Consider the following 15,417-nt stretch of genomic DNA (forward strand, 5'->3'; position numbering starts at 1 on the left):
CGCGCGCCGCGCCGCCGCGGCCGCGCTCACCCTTCCCGGGGACGCTGGACCTCAGCCGGCAGCCGCCGATGGCCCTGGCGCCGCCGCCGCCGCGTGGCGGGGTGCCGCGCCAGTCCCTGCCGCCGGGGGCGTTGGACCTCAGCATGGGGCGGGTGCCACAGCAGCGCAGCGTGCCGGGTCAGCAGAACCTCAACAGCAACATGAGCCACGTGGCCGGCGCCCAGGCCAGTGGCAGCTGGAATGGCGCCTTCATGTCCTGGGTGCGCAACCGCAGCTTCTACCCGCGCCAAGCGGCCGAAAATGGCGACGATGGCGAGGTGATGGTGCAGGTGGTGATCGAGCGAAGCGGCCGCGTGCGGTCAGTGGAACTGCGCCGGCGCTCCGGCTCGATGTTCCTGGACATGGGACTGCAATCCATCTTCCGGAACCAGACGGTGCCGCCCTTCACGCCGGATATGGAGGGCGACACGATGACCATGAACTTCACCATGCGCTACATCCTGCTCTACCGCTAAAGACGAAAACGGTCCGTCGCTGCCACCAGCGCGCCCGCCATGCCGGGATCGTCCCGGCTATGGCCGGCGGCGCCCAGCACCACCAGTTCGCTGCCCGGCCAGGCTTTTGCCAACTCCCACGCCGTGGCCAGCGGACTGCCGAGATCCAGCCGTCCGTGGATCAGCACGCCGGGAATGCCAGCCAGCCGGCCCGCCTCTCGTAGCAGTGCGCCATCCTCCAGCCAGGCGGCATGGCGCCAGTAATGCGTGACCAGCCGGGCGAAACCGTAGCGGAAGCTGGCATCCTGCCAGCGCGCGCTGGGCGTGTGGCCGGGAAGGGTGTCGAGCAACGCCATTTCCCAGTTGCACCAGTCCCGCGCGGCTGCCTCGCGGATCGATGGGGCCGGGCTTTCCAGCAGGCGCGCATAGGCGTCGGGCAGCGCGCCATCCGGCGCACCGGCACGGAAGGCATCCCAGGCTTCGGGCAGCAGGCGGCGCACGCCATGAGTGATCCAGTCGATCTCGGCGCCGGAGGTGGCGGCAATGGCATGCAGCACCATCTCGCTCACCCGGTGCGGGTGTTGTTGCGCGTAGGCCAAGGCCAGCGTGCAACCCCAGGAGCCGCCGAGCACCAGCCAGCGTGGGATGCCGAGATGCGCGCGCAGCGCCTCGATGTCCGCCAGCAGATGCGCCGTGGTGTTGGTGGAAAGACTGGTGGCCGGATCGCGCGCCGAGGGCGTGCTGCGGCCGCACTGGCGCTGGTCCAGCAAGACGATGCGATAGGCGGCGGGGTCGAAATACCGGCGGTGCGTGGGGCCGCAGCCGGAGCCGGGACCGCCATGCAGCACCAGGGCCGGCTTGCCCAGCGGGTTGCCGCAGCATTCCCAATAGACCCTGTTCCCGTCACCCGGTTCCAGCCATCCATGGGCGTAGGGTTCAATCGGCGGATACATGCCCGCCCCCGTGCGGCAAACTCGCAGAAAAAAGAAGGGGGCTCGGGGGAATTTCTTCCCCCGATCTTTCCCTATCAGGCGGCGACAAGCGCCTTCATCGGCGCATAGATGCCTGGCAGCAGCCCCAGGTCATGCACCTGCATGCCGGCGGGCTCCACCAGGCGGTACTCATGCCGGCCATCCTCGTGCAGCAGGTGCTCCACGTAGCCGACTGGCTTGCGGCTGCCCGGGGCGGCATGCTGCCAGGTGTCGCCAACGATGAAGGCGGCGGCGGGCGCCCAGATCTGCCGCAGCCCTTCCACCACGCCACGGTCCCGCCACTGGTGCACATGGCCGGAGGCGACGAAGCGCAGCGGGTGGGCGGCGAACAGGTCCAGCATCCGCCGGCGCGGCGTGGGCTGCACGGACCAGTAGGTGATGACCTCCTCGGCCATCGTTTCCTCGCAGAGCGGCTTGTGCAGGAACACGCCGATGGCGCGGTCCCCCGCGCTGGCCAGGGCGTCCTCCAGCACCGCGAACTGCTCTTCCACGTCCGGCAGGGCGGTGGTGGTGATCAGGGTATCCAGGCCGATCAGCCGCCAGCCGGGCACGTCCCGCACGAAATGGTCGTCGCCGAAGGCGTGCTGCCAACGGGCGAGGCGCTGCGCATCCGCCGGGGTGGCGCCGAGGCCGGGGTCATTGCCGACATCGTGGTTGCCGGGAATGGCCAGCCAGGGCAGGCCCAGCGCGTCCATCTTCTGGCGCGCGAAGAGCAGGTCGTCGATCGCCAGCTCCCCATGCGCCGAGATGTCGCCGGTATGCACCACCAGGTCCGGTGCCTGGGCGCGCAGATGCGCGGCCAGCACGTCGAAATTAGCGGTGAAGCCGTCATGCTGTTCCGACATGTGGGTGTCGGTGATCTGTGCGACGCGGAACACCATGGCTCAGCTCCGGCGCGGCAGCAGGCGGCGGATTTCGCCGGCCATGTCGGGCAGAACCTGTTCCGGCGTCGCCTTGCCTTCGACGATGCGGGCCAGGTTGTCCACCATGGTCTGCGTCACGCGCACGCTGTTGCTGCCGGGGAAGGCGTACCAGGGGATGCTGATCGGGATCTGCTTCACCGATGCCACGAAGAGCGGGTTCTCGCGGTAGAAGGCGCCGAGATACTGCGGGTCGTCGATGGCGATCTGGTTGCAGGGCAGGTAGCCGCTGGCCTTCACCATCATCGCCTGGCCCTCGGGGCCGGTGGAATAGCGCAGGAACTTCATCGCCGCGGCGCGGCGGGCGGAGTCCTTCGCCGTCAGCATGCCGGCGGCGCCGCCGGTCGGCAGGCGGCCATTCTGCGCGTCGATGACCGGCATGCCGGTAGTGCGCAGGACGAAATTGTTGCCGACGGCGGCGGCGGTGCCGCGCACCAGCGCCGTGGTCTGGAACAGCATGCCGATCTTGCCGGCGGCGAAGGCCTGGCGGGCGGCGACGGCGGTCATGTTCGGCATGCCGGCCTGCTTCACCATCCGCTCCAACAGCTTCAGGGAGGCCATGCCCTCGGCGCCGGCGAAGGCGACGTCGGTCTCGTCCGCGTTCAGCATGCGGCCACCATGGCCGAACAGCAGGGCGGAGAACATCCAGTCGTCACCGTTCCAGGTGAACCACATGCCGTCCGTGCCATCACCCAGCGCGTCGATCCTGGCGGCCAGCGCCAGCACGCCGTCCCAGTCCTTGGGGAAGTTGTCCGGGTCGCCGCCGGCGCGCTTCACCAGGTCCGCGTTGTAGTAGCAGATGGGGTTAGAGGCGGCGTAGGCCAGGCCCGCCTGCATGCCACCGAAATGCGCCAGGTTCAGCAGGTTTTCCGAATAGCCCAGCGTGGCCGGATCGGCGGCTTCTGCCTTCAGCAGCGGCGTCAGGTCCTGAGCGATGCCCCGCTCCGCGAACACGCGCAGGCGATTGAAACCCTGGTAGGAGAGGTCGGGCAACTGGTTCGTCGCCGACTGGCGGAGGAGGAGCTGGGCGCCTTCCTCGTAATTCGGCGTGGTGACGAAATTGACGCGGATATCCGGTTCCTGCTTGTTGAAGCCGGCCAGGATGGCGTCGTAGCTCTCCTTGTAGATGTTGGGCTGGGCGTAATGCACCGTGATGGCGGTGGCACTTTGCGCGCGCGCGATGGCGGGCAGGGCGAGGGCGGCAGGCAGCGCCAGGGCGGCGCGGCGGGACAGGACGGTCATAGGATCAACCCTTGAGGCCGGTGGTGGCGATGCCTTCGACGAAGCGCCGTTGCGCCAGCAGGAAGGCAATGACGAGAGGGGCCGTCATGATGACGGCGGCGGCCATCAGCGCACCGAAATCGTCGCCCGCCTCGGCCGAGCGAAAATACATCACGCCGAGGGCGGGCGTCGCGTAGTCCTGGCCATTGACCACGATCAATGGCCAGAACAGGTCGTTCCAGTGTGCGACGACGGAGAAGATGGAAAAGGCGGTGGCGGCGGGCCAGGCATTGGGCAGCACGACGCGCCAGACGATGGCCATTTCCGAGAACCCGTCCAGCCGCGCGGCGTGGATCAGGTCATCCGGAAGCGACTTGAAGAATTGCCGGAACAGGAAGATGGCGAAGACGGAAATGGTGAAGGGCGCGATCAGCGCGGTGTAGCTGTTCAACAGCCCCATCTGGCTGAAGGCGACATAAAGCGGCAGCGCCTGCACATGCGGCGGTACCAGCAGCCCCAGCATCACCGCACCGAAGACGAACTCCTTGCCCGGAAAACGAAGCTTTGCCAGTGCGTAGCCGGCGGGCACGGCGAACAGCAGCTGGAAGAACAGGATGCCGCCGCAGACGACGAGCCCATTCCACAGATACAGACCGACCGGGATACGGGCAAAAACCTTGCCGTAGTTCTCGATGGCATGGAAACGTTCCGGCAGCAGCGTGAGCGATGCGCGGAAGATCTCGTCCAGCGGCTTCATGCTGGCGGCGACCATCCAGATATACGGCATCAGCATGATCAGCCCGGCCAGCGCCAGCAACAGCAGGCGGGGCGTGTCCCGGTACAACGGTGTCGCGCGCTCAGCCATAATGCACCCGCTTGTCGAGGACTTTTGTCTGTAGCCACATCATGGCAAGGACGATGGCGAGGAAGACGAGCGTGATGGCGGCCGAGTAGCCAAGGCGGAAATACGTAAAGCCTTCCTCGTACATCGTGTAGAGCAGCACCTGGGACGCCTTGTTCGGCCCGCCCTGGGTCAGCACCGCCACGGTATCGAACACGCGCACGGCGCGGATCATGGTGATGGTCAGCACGAACAGCGTGGTCGGCCCCAGCATCGGCCAGGTGACCAGCCGGAAGCGCTGCCAGGCATGGCGGGCGCCATCTACCTCGGCGGCGGCGTACAGCTCGCGCGGAATGGCCGTCAGCCCGGCCAGGAACAGCACCAGGTTGAAACCGAGATTTTCCCAGATGCCGATGGCGGCGAGGGACAGCAGCACGGTGGAACTTGAAGAAAGCCATTCCGGCGCGCCCAGCCCGGCCACCCGCAGCATGGCGTTCAGCGGCCCGATGCTGGGATGCAGCAGGTACTGCCAGGCCGCGGCCATCGCCACGGTCAGCGACACCACCGGCAGGAAGAACACCGCGCGGAAGAAGGTGCGGCCGCGTGTGCCGGCCTCGATCAGCAGCGCCAGCGCCAGCGCGCCGGCGATGGAACCCGGCGTCACCAGCCCGACATAGATGATGGTGTTGCGCAGCGAGGTCATGAAGCCACGGTCGCTGAGCATCTCGGCGAAGTTGTCGAGGCCGATCCAGGCGAAGCCAGTCGCGCCCAGCTCGAAATCGGTGAAGGCGAGGGCGATGGTGGCCAGCGTCGGCAGCAGCAGCATCAGCAGGTAGGCAATGATTGCGGGGGCGGAGAGCAGCCACGCCGTCGCCGTCTCGCCCAGCGCCAGCCGGGCCGGGCGGGGCAGCGCCTGGGTCAGGGCGGCGTCAGACAAAGGCCGCCTCGCCCGATAACGCACTGACGCCGACGCGGCGGCCCTCGGGGCCGAACAGCAGCGCGCGGGTGGTGTCGAACTGCAGGTGGAAGGCAGCGCCGGGGGCGGGCAGCTCGGCCCGTGCCTCGGGCGGCAGGCGCAGCACCAGCTTGGTGCGGGTCGCCTCGTGCCGGGCGTGCAGCAGCAGGCTCTCGCCCAGGAACTCCACCGCCTCGGCCACCGCGGGCAGGCCGGTGCCGGCGGGCACCAGGTCCTCCGGCCGGATCGCCAGGGTCAGCGGGCCAGGGCGGGCGCCCCAGAGCCCGACCGGGTGGCCCGCCACGCGCACCATGCCGTCCGCGCCGGTCTCGGCGGGTAGCGTGTTGATGCGGGGGGAGCCAATGAAGGTGGCGACGCGCAGATCCTGCGGGTCGGCGTAGATGGCCTCGGGCGTCGCCACCTGCAGCAACTCGCCGCCCTGCATCACCGCCACGCGGTCCGCCATGGTCAGCGCTTCCGACTGATCGTGGGTGACGTAGAGGGTGGCGGCGCCGGATTGGCGGTGGATGTCGACGATCTCGCGCCGCGTCTGCACCCGCAGGCTGGCATCGAGGTTGGAGAGCGGCTCGTCCATCAGGAAGGCCTTGGGGCGGCGGACGATGGCGCGTGCCAGCGCCACGCGCTGCCGCTGGCCACCGGAGAGCTGCGCCGGCCGCCGGTCCAGCAGCGCGCGCAGGCCCAGCGCCTCGGCGGCGCGGCGGACATCCTGCTCCATCAGGTGGTTGGCATCGGCGGCGCCGGGCAGCAGCCCGCCGATGGCCGGCAGACGCTGCCAGGCATTCAGGCGCCGCAGCGCCAGTGGCACGCGGATATTCTCGGCCACCGTCAGGTGCGGGTAGAGGGCGTAGGACTGGAACACCATCGCGACGTCCCGGTCCCCCGGCCGCAGGCGGGTGACGTCCCGCCCGCCGATGTCGATGGCGCCGCCATCGGCCTGCTCGATGCCGGCGACGATTCGCATCAGGGTGGTCTTGCCGCAGCCGGAGGGGCCGACCAACGCCACGAATTCACCCGCCGCGACGTCGAGCGAGACGCCGCGAAGGACCTGGGTGCTGCCAAAACGTTTCGTGACTGACTGGATGCGGATACCCGCCAAGACCGTGCCCCTCGTGCTGATGGGGCGGCCAATAGCGGCCGGGGATGACAGGTTGGTGCGTGTTTCGTGAAGCTTTTATGCAGTTCCGGGCGTTGAGCCGGTCACAAACTGCAGCCCCCCCGCTTGACCTGGGCACCGCGCCTGTGCCTCTGCTGCGCCCATTATCCGAGTTGGAGATTTCCTTTGAGCGATCAAACCCGCCCGATGAGCCGTCAGGACCTGATCGACGCCGTTGCCGCCGCCACCAGCCTGCCGAAGACGCAGGCCGATGCGGCGCTGAAGGCCGTCCTGGCCTCGCTGAGCGACGCGCTGGGCGAAGGCCGTGAGGTCCGTCTGGCCGGCTTCGGCAGCTTCGCTGTCAGCGAGCGCGCCGCCCGCAAGGGCCGCAACCCCGCCACCGGCGAGGAAGTGGACATCGCGGCCAGCAAGTCCGTGAAGTTCAAGCCCGCCAAGGACCTCAAGACCCGTCTGGGCTGAGCGTCCGCCCGGCCGGGACCTTCGGGGCCCGGCCACGTGCCCGGATGCGCGACCGTCGATGGCAGTCTGCCGGAGACAGGATCGCGCGGTCCGGGACGGCCAGAAGCCGGTTGCCGCGCTCGTGGTGGCCGAACCCTGGTGGCGCAGATAGAAAGAAGGCTCCGGGAGCGATCCCGGAGCCTTCCTTTTTGCACTGTTTGCGGGCCCAGGCCCGCCAGGCACGGATCAGGTCAGGACGCGGAACGCATCCCGGCCAGAGAGATCCAGGCCCGGGTCGCCGGGGCCAACCTCAAACAATGAGACACTGGATCACCTCCTTTCGTTTGTTGCGGATGAATCCGAATTGGGTCGGGTCAGGGGCTCGTGCAAGGCCGCGTGCAAGATCGGCGCATTCTTTTTGCTGGCCGAGTTGTAACCGATCGGTGTCTGCTACGTTCACCGGGCTGGCTGCGGTGAAGGTTCCGCCGGCTGGATTCAACCGGGTGGAGACGCCGCCGATGCACCCCATCATGACCCGTCGCTCACTGTTGCTGGGCACTGCCGGCCTCGCGCTGATGGCGCGCTGGCCGCTGGCCTTCGCGCCGCCCGCCCAGGCACAGTCCCGCCGCCTCGTTGTCTCGTCCAAGCTGGATACGGAAAGTGCGCTGCTGGGCGAGATGATCGCCCAGACCCTGGAAGCCAAGGGCGTGGGCGTGGAACGCAAGCTGCAGCTGGGCCCGACGCGCATCGTCCGCGGCGCCCTGCTGGCCGGCGAGATCGACATCTACCCCGAGTACACCGGCAACGGCGCCTTCTTCTTCAACGCAGAGAGCGACCCGGCCTGGCATGACGCCGCCCAGGCCTATGCCAAGGTGCGGACGCTGGACGCCGAGAAGAACAAGGTGGTCTGGCTGCGCCCGGCCAGCGCCAACAACACCTGGGCCATCGCCGTGCGGAAGGATACCGCGCCGCGCGGCCAGGCGCTGGGCAGCCTGGAGGATCTGGCCCGCCTTCTGGGCACGGACTGGAAGGCGCAGTTCAAGCTGGCGGCCTCGGCCGAGTTCGTGGAAAGCCCTGCGGCGCTGCCGGCCTTCCAGCAGGCCTATGGCTTCAAGCTGGAACCGGCCAACCTGCTGGTGCTCTCCGGCGGCGACACCGCCGTGACCATGCGTGCGGCGGCCGAGAAGCTGAACGGCGTCAACGCCGCCATGGTCTATGGCACCGATGGCGCCATCTCGGCGCTCGACCTGCACGTCCTGGCCGACCCCAAGGGCGCGCAGATGGTGTACCAGCCGGCGCCCTGCGTGCGCGCGGAGGCCGCCGCCGCCCACCCGCAACTGGAGGAATGGCTCAGCCCGGTCTTCGAGTCGCTGACGCTGGAAGGCTTGCAGGGCCTGAACGCCAAGATCGTGGTGGAGGGCCAGAACCCGCGGGAGGTGGCGCGGACGCATCTGCGCGGCCTCGGGATCGGCGGCTGAGCCTCGGCGTGGCGCAGGCCCGCCCCGCCACGCTCGCCCGCGACCTCGCCACCCGGGCGCCACCGCCCCCGGTGCCACGGGAAGCCACCGCCGCGGCGCTGCTCGCGGCGCTGGCGGCCTCGCTGCCCTTCCTGCTCGGCTGGCTGTCCATCGCCGCCAACCGCCTGGTCTCACCCCGTCCTGTCAGCCTGCCGCTGCATGGCGGCACGGGCCTCGGCGCCGCCTGCTTCGTGCTGGGCTGCCTCGGCGTCGCCCTGCTGGCACGCCGCCGCAGCCTGCTGCCCTGGGCGGAGGTCACCGCCGGCCTGGCGCTATTGGCCTTGCTGGCCACGCTCGGCCTTGGTGCCGGCGCGGCGCTGGATGGCGGCGCTAGGCTGGCCCGCGCCGCACCCGGGGCCGGCTTCTGGCTGGCGGCGCTGAGTCTGCTGCTTTCCGCCGGCTGCTGCGCCGCCGGGCGAGATGCCGCCCGCGAAGGCGAGGCCGCCGGCGCCACCCCCACCCGTTTCCTGGCCGTCGCGGTGCCCGGCATCGTGCTGCTGGTGGCCTCCGGCGTGCTCGACCCGCTCTCCCTGATGCGAGAGGCCGCGTCGCGCGGGCCGGAACTTCAGGCGGCACTCTGGCGGCATGCGCTGCTGGCAGCGGGCGCGCTGGCGCTGGCCGGGCTGGTGGCAGTGCCGCTCTCCCTGCTGGCGCTGCGGCGGCCACGGCTGGAGGCGGCGCTGATGGCGCTGGCCAATGGCCTGCAGGTGGTGCCCTCCATCGCGCTGTTCGGCCTGCTGATGGCGCCGCTGGCCGGGCTGGCGGCGGTGTGGCCGGCGCTGCGGGGCTGGGGCATTGGCGGTATCGGCGCCGCTCCGGCGGTGATCGGCATCTCCGCCTACCTGTTGCTGCCGCTGGCGGCCGGGCTGCTCTCCGGCCTGCGGCAGGCGCCGGCGGATATCCTGGATGCCGCGCGCGGCCAGGGCATGGGGGAGGGCGCCATCCTGCGCCATATCCGCCTGCCGCTTGGGGCCGGCGCCATGCTGGGCGGGCTGCGCACCGCCGCCGTGCAGGCGGTGGGGCTGGCGACGCTGGCGGCGCTGGTCGGCGCCGGCGGCCTGGGCGCCATCGTGTTCCAGGGCATCGGCCAACTGGCGGCGGATCTGATCCTGCTGGGCGTGTTGCCCGTCGTTGGCCTCTCGCTTTGCATCGATGCGGCGCTGGCGGCGGCACAGGCCGCGCTGGCCCCAGCCGGGCGGCGCGGATGATCCGGTTCGACCGCGTCACCAAGCGCTATGGCCACCGTGCCGTGGTTGATTCCGTCAGCCTGGAAGTCCGCAAGGGCGGGCTGTGCGTGCTGCTGGGCGAATCCGGCTCCGGCAAGTCGACGCTGATGCGGATGGTAAACCGCATGGTCGAGCCCGATGCCGGCCGCGTCATGCTGGACGGCACCGACATCGCCAATGTGCCGCCCGAGTCGCTGCGGCACGGTATCGGCTACGTCATCCAGTCCGTCGGACTGTTTCCGCATTGGCGGGTGGCGGACAATATCGCCACCGTGCCCCGCCTGTTGGGCTGGGACGCCGCCCGCGTCGCCAGCCGGGTGGACGCGTTGCTGCAACTGGTCGGCCTGCCGCCCGAGGATTTCCGCGCCCGCTACCCGCACGAGCTCTCCGGCGGCCAGGCGCAGCGCATCGGCCTGGCGCGCGCCCTGGCGGCCGACCCGCCCGTGCTGCTGATGGACGAACCGTTTTCCGCCCTCGACCCCGGTATCCGCCGTGGCCTGCAGGTGGCGCTACGGCGCATCCATGCCGAAACGGCCAAGACCATCCTGTTCGTGACCCACGACGTGGAGGAAGCACTGCTGCTGGCGGATGAGCTGGCGGTGATGCAGGACGGTCGCCTGCTGGCGCACGGCCGCCCGGCCGAGGTGCTGCGCCGGGATGCCGACCCGGTGGTGAAGCGGCTGTTCGGGGAGGCGACCCTGGCCTTCCACCGGCTTGGCACACTGCGCGCCGCCAACGCCGCCCGCCCAGCCAGCGCGACGCAGCCCGCCGAGGCGCAACTGCCCATCCTGCCGCCCGATTCGAACCTGAAGCAGGCACTGATGCTGATGCTGGAAAGCGGCACGGACCAGGTTGCGCTGCCCGGCGGCGCCACGCTGCATCTCTCCGACATCCTGGCCGCGGCGTGAGGCTGCCGCGCCGGGCCGTGCCCTTGCTGGCGCAGGCGGCCGCCTTCCTGCTGGCGTTGTGGGCCGCGCCGCATCTGGGCGCGCTCTGGGGCGCACCCTTCCCGGATGTGCAGCGCCCGGTGTGGGACCAGCGCGGCTGGTTCGCGCTGCTCGGCGCCCACCTGATGCTCTCGGTCGGCGCGGTGGTGATCGCGGCGGCGCTGGGCCTCGGTGGCGGCATCCTGGCCACGCGGGGGCAGGGGCGGCTGCGGCCGTTGCTGGATGCGCTGTTCGCCCTGGCGCAATCCGTGCCGCCGATCGCCGCCATTGCCCTGGCATTGCCGCTGCTGGGCTTCGGCGCCGCCCCGACCATGCTGGCCCTGGTGCTCTATGCCTGTCTGCCCGTGCTGCGCGGCACCGTCGCGGGGCTGGATGGCGTGGCGCCGGCGGTGCTGGATGCCGCGCGCGGCACCGGCATGGGGGCCGCGCGTGTCCTGTGGCAGGTGGAACTGCCGCTGGCGGCGCCCGTCATCCTTTCCGGCCTGCGGGTGGCGGTGGTGCTCTCCATCGCCACGGCGGCGGTGGGGGCCATGGCAGGGGCGGAATGCCTGGGTACGCCGATCGTCGTCGGGCTGGCCAACAACAACGGCGCCTACGTGCTGCAAGGCGGGCTGTTCACCGCTTGGCTGGCCCTGCTGGCGGATCGCGCCCTGGCGCTGCTGGCCCGGTAGGGCGGGGGGCTACGGCCCATCCTGGCTTTGCGCCCGGTGCCAATCGACTTTCGGCTGAGGCAGAAGGCTGGGGAAGGAATTCCACAGACCCCATCTTTTTCTGGGAGTCTTTTGGGGGTGGATGAGGCAGCGTCGGCCTCCGTGGTCCGTGGTCCGTGGGCTTCGGCATCCCTGCAAGCTTTTCCGGGCAAGAATTAAGTCCAACGCATCAAGACGCGATAAGACCGGCCGATTCACCGGCGGGTGTGTTCGAACCGTCGCTGCCGTGAAAAGGCAATGTCGGGTGGTCTTGACGGATAACGGTGGATCGAGAGGCCTCTGCCCCCTCGAGCTGCCCGCGGCAGGGGACGCGATCCCTGCACCTAAGGCGAGATGGGTCGCGCCGAAAGCATCCTGTTATGCTCAAGCTATTTTTGGAACCGAGACCGGCAGTCGAACGGCACGGGCAAACGGGTTTCCAAAGGCCTCAGGCCTTTGGTGGGGACAGTGTGAGAGGGGCAGCGCCTCTCTCACGAACCCGGCGCCTCAGAACCCCACCAGCACCGACTTCCCGATAGCCTTGCCGCTCTCCAGGTGCTCATGCACCTGCGCCAGGTTCGCGGCGTTGATCGGGCCGGATTCCTGCGTCAGCGTCGTCTGCAGCACGCCGGCATCCAGCAGGGCGGAGACTTCGGACAGCAGCCGGTGCTGCGCCGCCATGTCGGCCGTCTGGAACAGGGAGCGGGTAAACATCAACTCCCAAGCCACGGTCACGCTTTTCCGCTTCAGCGGCGCGATGTCGAAGCTGTCGTAGTCGTCGATAAGGGAAAGGTGGCCCTGCGGCGCGATCAGCTCGGCAATGGCGGGCATATGCGCGCCGGTGGCGGTCAGCCCCGCCACGTGCGTCACCGGGCCAAGGCCGAGGGCCTGGACCGCCGCCACCAGGTCCCCCCGATGGTCCACGACATGGTGTGCGCCCATCTTGCGCACCCAGTCCGCCGTCTCGGGGCGGGAGGCGGTGGCGATCACGGTCAACCCGGTCAGCCGCCGCGCCAGCTGGATGAGGATGGAGCCGACACCTCCCGCCGCCCCCAGCACTAGCAGCACGCCAGGCTGACTGTAGCTGCCGTAAGGCACCCGCAGCCGGTCGAACAACAACTCCCACGCCGTGATGGCAGTCAGCGGCAGGGCGGCCGCCTGGGCGAAGGAGAGGTTGCGCGGCATCGGGCCGACGATGCGCTCATCCACCGCCTGGAACTCGGCATTGCTGCCGGGGCGGTCGATCTGCCCGGCGTAGAACACGGCATCGCCTGGGCGGAACAGCCGCACCTCGGGCCCCACGGCTTCCACCACGCCGGCGGCGTCGTAGCCAATGATGCGCGGCTGCCCCGCCGGCGGCGTGGCGCTGGAACGCACCTTGAAATCGACCGGATTGACCGAGACGGCTCGGACCGAGACCAGCAGGTCCCGCGGCCCAGGGGTAGGCTTCTCCAGCGTCACGTCCCGCAGGACGGTGGCGGGGCCGGGTTGGGTGAAGGCGATGGCTTTCATGGCAGATCTCCAGGCAACAGGTTCGGCGGAACAACTGGGGCTTGGTGGCCGTAAGCGGAATACGGTAAAATTCCGCACGTAGTGCTGAAAAGGATACCACCCCTTGCCCCGTAAGCTGCGCCCCTACGACTGCGCCCCGGGCTGCCCGGTGGAAGCCGCGCTGGATGTCATCGGCGGTAAGTGGAAAGGCGTCATCCTGTTCCACCTGCTGGGCGGCACGCTGCGTTTTAACGCCCTGCGCCGCAGCCTGGGCAACATCACCCAGCGCATGCTGATCCACCAGTTGCGGGAACTGGAGGAAGACGGGCTGATCCTCCGCACCGTCTACCCGCAAGTGCCGCCGCGCGTGGACTACGCCCTGACCCCGACGGCCCAGAGCCTGGAACCCCTCCTGCGCGGCCTGCACGACTGGGGCGCCGCCTGGATGGCGCAACGGGGCGGCAAGCCGGAAGCGGAACAGCAGGCGGCTTGAGGCTGGCCTTTCTTTCGAGGGTAGGGCGGCAGGCCGGGGAAAGAATTCCCCGGACCCCATCTTTCTTTCTGCAAGTCTGGCGCAGCGCTTCAGGTTTGAGAGCGGACGCTGCTTGATGATTCTATCAATGGGCCACGCGGGCTGAACCCTCAGTCGCCGGATGTCTAAGAGCTCCGGCGCACCCGGCCGTGTTCCAGACCTCAACAGCCTACACAGGCAAACTCGAAAAAAGAAAAGAAGGGGTCCGGGGAATTCCTTCCCCGGCCTTCACCCTATGCTTCCTAAAGTGCCCAACGCGTCGCGGTTGCGCTTACCCCAGTGCCTCGCACAGGGCTTCCGCGGCGCCGGGCATGCCGACAACAAGGGGCCGGCGCCAGTCGCGCAGGTCGCCATCCGCGGTCTGGAAGCCTTCGACCTGTTCCCAGCCGGAGGCACCCCTGGCCAGGGCGATACCGCCGGTGGCGTGGACCAGGGCAACGCCGGCCGCCACGTCCCAGACATTCGGTTTCTCGAATTGCGCCACTTCCATCAGCCCGGCGGCAACGAAGGCGCATTCGATGGCGGCGGAGCCGGTGCGGCGCGGTTCCCACCTCGCGGGGGAGCGGTGAGAGGCATCGCGGAAACCGCCCAGCTTGCGCCGCACGCCGAGATTCTCCCTGCGGGTGACGGGCGATTCGTCGAACAGCAGAGGGCCGCCCTGAATGCAGTGGTACACCCCGGCACGGAGCGCGTGGCTGGAGGCACACCAGAGTGCGCCGGCCACCGGCACGCCATCCCGCAACACGCCGATGGAACCGCTGAACAGCGGCAGGCCGTTGATGAAGTTGGCGGTGCCGTCCACCGGGTCAATCGCCCAGACATAGCCGCCGGGCGTGGTGGGCGGGTTGGGGAATTCCTCGCCCAGGATGTGGTGGCCGGGGAAGGCGGCCTCGATCTCCGCACGCAGCACGGCTTCCACCGCGCGGTCGACGTCGGAGACCGGGTCCTTCAACTCGTGTTCTTCCGGCGCCGTCGGCTTGTAGGCAACATCGAGGGGGCGGGTGAGCGCGGCGGTCATTTCCTCGCCGGCCAGGCGGGCCAGCCGCAGCGCCAGGGCACCGATGGCATCGAGGGATTCGGGGGAATGGTTCATCAGGAACGCGCCTTCTGCGGTGCGGCAAGGCATTCGGGCGGAATCAGGAAGGTCAGCGGCTCCACCTCGATATGGAAGGAAACCGTGCAGGCCTCGTCGAACTCCTGCGGTTCGTCGTCCACGCGGATCGGCCCGCCCGGCCAGCGCAGGGTGACGGTGGCGCCGCGGAGGATCTCCACCGGCGGGTGGCCGGCAGCGGGCGCGCGCAGCCATTCCAGCATCTCGGCCCGCCGCTCGGGCGGCAGCAGCACGACGTCGAGCAGCCCGTTGCCGGGGCGCGATTCCGGCGCCAGCGGCAGGTTGGGGCCGAAGAGGGGGATGTTCATCACCTCCACCAGCAGGGTCTCCACCACCTGCTCGTGGTCATCGACGCGCAGGTGGGCGTGCACCACCGGTGCCTCGGCCAGGGCGCGGCGGAATATGGCGCGCCCGGCCTCCACCCCTTCCAGCCCTTCCTCGTCGGCGCTTTCCACCGCCTGGGCAAAGGCACCGAAACCGACGGATTCCACGAAGCGGTGCTCGCCGAAGCCGTCCTCCTCCGCTTCCGCAACGGCGAGGTTCAGGTGGCGGTGCGCGGCCTTGGCCCAGCCGGCTGCGAAATGCTCGGGTGACGGCCAGGGGCCGAGCGCCCGGGCCAGATTGTTGGCCGTGCCCAGCGGCAACACCGCGCAGCGCCGCCCACGCTCGGGCAGGGAGCGGGCGATGCGCCCCACCGTGCCGTCCCCGCCCGCGATGACGACGAGGTCCCGCAGCTTCTTCAGGCCCTTGCGCAGGGCCTGCCCCTTGGTGCCATACACCTGCACATGCAGGCCGGCTTCTTCCAGCAAGGCAACCAGCTCTTCCTGGGTGTGCGCTTCCTCGCCCGCATTCGGGTTGTGGAACAATGTGGTGTCCATGCCACGCTAACGCCTGCCCCCGGGCCGGCG

16 protein-coding genes are annotated in these 15,417 nt (G+C 69.5%); 7 read left to right on the forward strand and 9 right to left on the reverse strand.

The features are described 5' to 3' along the window. Positions 1-515, forward strand: a 515-nt coding sequence (locus tag IBL26_RS21085; RefSeq protein WP_187786493.1) for an energy transducer TonB, incomplete at its 5' end; no start/stop codon positions are given. Here the strand turns inward: IBL26_RS21085 and pip are convergent. From pip to IBL26_RS21115, 6 genes are all read right to left on the reverse strand, one after another. Beyond that, a complete protein-coding gene (pip, locus tag IBL26_RS21090; RefSeq protein ID WP_187786494.1) occupies positions 512-1,447 on the reverse strand; it encodes a prolyl aminopeptidase in 936 nt (311 codons plus the stop codon). The genes IBL26_RS21085 and pip overlap by 4 nt on opposite strands. A 74-nt stretch (positions 1,448-1,521) precedes the next feature. Beyond that, positions 1,522-2,367 carry a metallophosphoesterase family protein gene (locus IBL26_RS21095; protein ID WP_187786495.1) on the reverse strand — a complete coding sequence of 282 codons (846 nt, stop codon included), beginning with the start codon at positions 2,365-2,367 and terminating at the stop codon, positions 1,522-1,524. 3 nt (positions 2,368-2,370) lie between these two features. Continuing rightward, positions 2,371-3,648 carry an ABC transporter substrate-binding protein gene (locus IBL26_RS21100; RefSeq protein WP_187786496.1) on the reverse strand — a complete coding sequence of 426 codons (1,278 nt, stop codon included), beginning with the start codon at positions 3,646-3,648 and terminating at the stop codon, positions 2,371-2,373. Between the two features lie 4 nt (positions 3,649-3,652). After that, positions 3,653-4,492: a carbohydrate ABC transporter permease gene (locus tag IBL26_RS21105; protein ID WP_187786497.1), complete on the reverse strand. Its 840-nt coding sequence runs from the start codon at positions 4,490-4,492 to the stop codon at positions 3,653-3,655. Continuing rightward, a complete protein-coding gene (locus IBL26_RS21110) occupies positions 4,485-5,405 on the reverse strand; it encodes a carbohydrate ABC transporter permease (protein ID WP_187786498.1) in 921 nt (306 codons plus the stop codon). Before IBL26_RS21110 ends, IBL26_RS21105 begins: the two co-directional genes overlap by 8 nt. Next, on the reverse strand, positions 5,398-6,540 hold the full coding sequence (locus tag IBL26_RS21115; RefSeq protein WP_187786499.1) for an ABC transporter ATP-binding protein: 1,143 nt from the start codon (positions 6,538-6,540) through the stop codon (positions 5,398-5,400). Before IBL26_RS21115 ends, IBL26_RS21110 begins: the two co-directional genes overlap by 8 nt. Positions 6,541-6,723: 183 nt before the next feature. On the opposite strand from IBL26_RS21115, the gene IBL26_RS21120 reads away from it, so the two are divergent. The 5 genes from IBL26_RS21120 to IBL26_RS21140 all read left to right on the forward strand — a co-directional run bounded on the left by IBL26_RS21120 (position 6,724) and on the right by IBL26_RS21140 (position 11,357). Further along, positions 6,724-7,017 (forward strand): HU family DNA-binding protein, encoded by a 294-nt coding sequence (locus tag IBL26_RS21120; protein ID WP_277817347.1) that lies wholly within the window; start codon positions 6,724-6,726, stop codon positions 7,015-7,017. 509 nt (positions 7,018-7,526) lie between these two features. Further along, a complete protein-coding gene (osmF, locus tag IBL26_RS21125; protein WP_277817348.1) occupies positions 7,527-8,474 on the forward strand; it encodes a glycine betaine ABC transporter substrate-binding protein OsmF in 948 nt (315 codons plus the stop codon). Between the two features lie 8 nt (positions 8,475-8,482). Continuing rightward, entirely contained in the window at positions 8,483-9,721 is a 1,239-nt protein-coding gene (locus IBL26_RS21130; RefSeq protein ID WP_367615477.1) for an ABC transporter permease, read from the forward strand. Continuing rightward, entirely contained in the window at positions 9,718-10,647 is a 930-nt protein-coding gene (locus IBL26_RS21135; protein WP_187786501.1) for an ABC transporter ATP-binding protein, read from the forward strand. The genes IBL26_RS21130 and IBL26_RS21135 overlap by 4 nt, the downstream gene beginning before the upstream one ends. Continuing rightward, entirely contained in the window at positions 10,644-11,357 is a 714-nt protein-coding gene (locus IBL26_RS21140) for an ABC transporter permease (protein ID WP_367615478.1), read from the forward strand. The genes IBL26_RS21135 and IBL26_RS21140 overlap by 4 nt, the downstream gene beginning before the upstream one ends. Before the next feature lie 525 nt (positions 11,358-11,882). On the opposite strand, the gene IBL26_RS21145 is transcribed toward IBL26_RS21140, so the two are convergent. After that, complete coding sequence (locus IBL26_RS21145; RefSeq protein ID WP_187786502.1) at positions 11,883-12,887, reverse strand: zinc-binding alcohol dehydrogenase family protein; 1,005 nt, start codon at positions 12,885-12,887, stop codon at positions 11,883-11,885. Between the two features lie 103 nt (positions 12,888-12,990). Between IBL26_RS21145 and IBL26_RS21150 the strand changes: the two genes are divergently transcribed. Further along, on the forward strand, positions 12,991-13,359 hold the full coding sequence (locus tag IBL26_RS21150) for a winged helix-turn-helix transcriptional regulator (protein ID WP_206684277.1): 369 nt from the start codon (positions 12,991-12,993) through the stop codon (positions 13,357-13,359). Positions 13,360-13,669: 310 nt separating this feature from the next. Here IBL26_RS21150 and IBL26_RS21155 read toward each other — a convergent pair whose 3' ends face one another. Together IBL26_RS21155 and IBL26_RS21160 are read right to left on the reverse strand one after the other, a co-directional pair. Continuing rightward, entirely contained in the window at positions 13,670-14,491 is an 822-nt protein-coding gene (locus IBL26_RS21155) for an inositol monophosphatase family protein (RefSeq protein ID WP_187786503.1), read from the reverse strand. Beyond that, positions 14,491-15,387, reverse strand: coding sequence for a diacylglycerol/lipid kinase family protein (locus IBL26_RS21160; protein WP_187786504.1), 897 nt, complete (start codon positions 15,385-15,387; stop codon positions 14,491-14,493). The genes IBL26_RS21155 and IBL26_RS21160 overlap by 1 nt, the downstream gene beginning before the upstream one ends. Positions 15,388-15,417: the final 30 nt, after the last annotated feature.

The organism is Teichococcus aerophilus, from assembly GCF_014490485.1.
GTDB classification, from domain to species: domain Bacteria; phylum Pseudomonadota; class Alphaproteobacteria; order Acetobacterales; family Acetobacteraceae; genus Pseudoroseomonas; species Pseudoroseomonas aerophila.

Bases quoted from the DNA above. Each gene is read 5' to 3' on its own strand.
- pip (WP_187786494.1), bottom strand. From the start codon at position 1,447: ATGTATCCGCCGATTGAACCCTACGCCCATGGATGGCTGGAACCGGGT.
- IBL26_RS21095 (WP_187786495.1), bottom strand. From the start codon at position 2,367: ATGGTGTTCCGCGTCGCACAGATCACCGACACCCACATGTCGGAACAG.
- IBL26_RS21100 (WP_187786496.1), bottom strand. From the start codon at position 3,648: ATGACCGTCCTGTCCCGCCGCGCCGCCCTGGCGCTGCCTGCCGCCCTC.
- IBL26_RS21105 (WP_187786497.1), bottom strand. From the start codon at position 4,492: ATGGCTGAGCGCGCGACACCGTTGTACCGGGACACGCCCCGCCTGCTG.
- osmF (WP_277817348.1), top strand. From the start codon at position 7,527: ATGACCCGTCGCTCACTGTTGCTGGGCACTGCCGGCCTCGCGCTGATG.
- IBL26_RS21135 (WP_187786501.1), top strand. From the start codon at position 9,718: ATGATCCGGTTCGACCGCGTCACCAAGCGCTATGGCCACCGTGCCGTG.
- IBL26_RS21145 (WP_187786502.1), bottom strand. From the start codon at position 12,887: ATGAAAGCCATCGCCTTCACCCAACCCGGCCCCGCCACCGTCCTGCGG.
- IBL26_RS21155 (WP_187786503.1), bottom strand. From the start codon at position 14,491: ATGAACCATTCCCCCGAATCCCTCGATGCCATCGGTGCCCTGGCGCTG.
- IBL26_RS21160 (WP_187786504.1), bottom strand. From the start codon at position 15,387: ATGGACACCACATTGTTCCACAACCCGAATGCGGGCGAGGAAGCGCAC.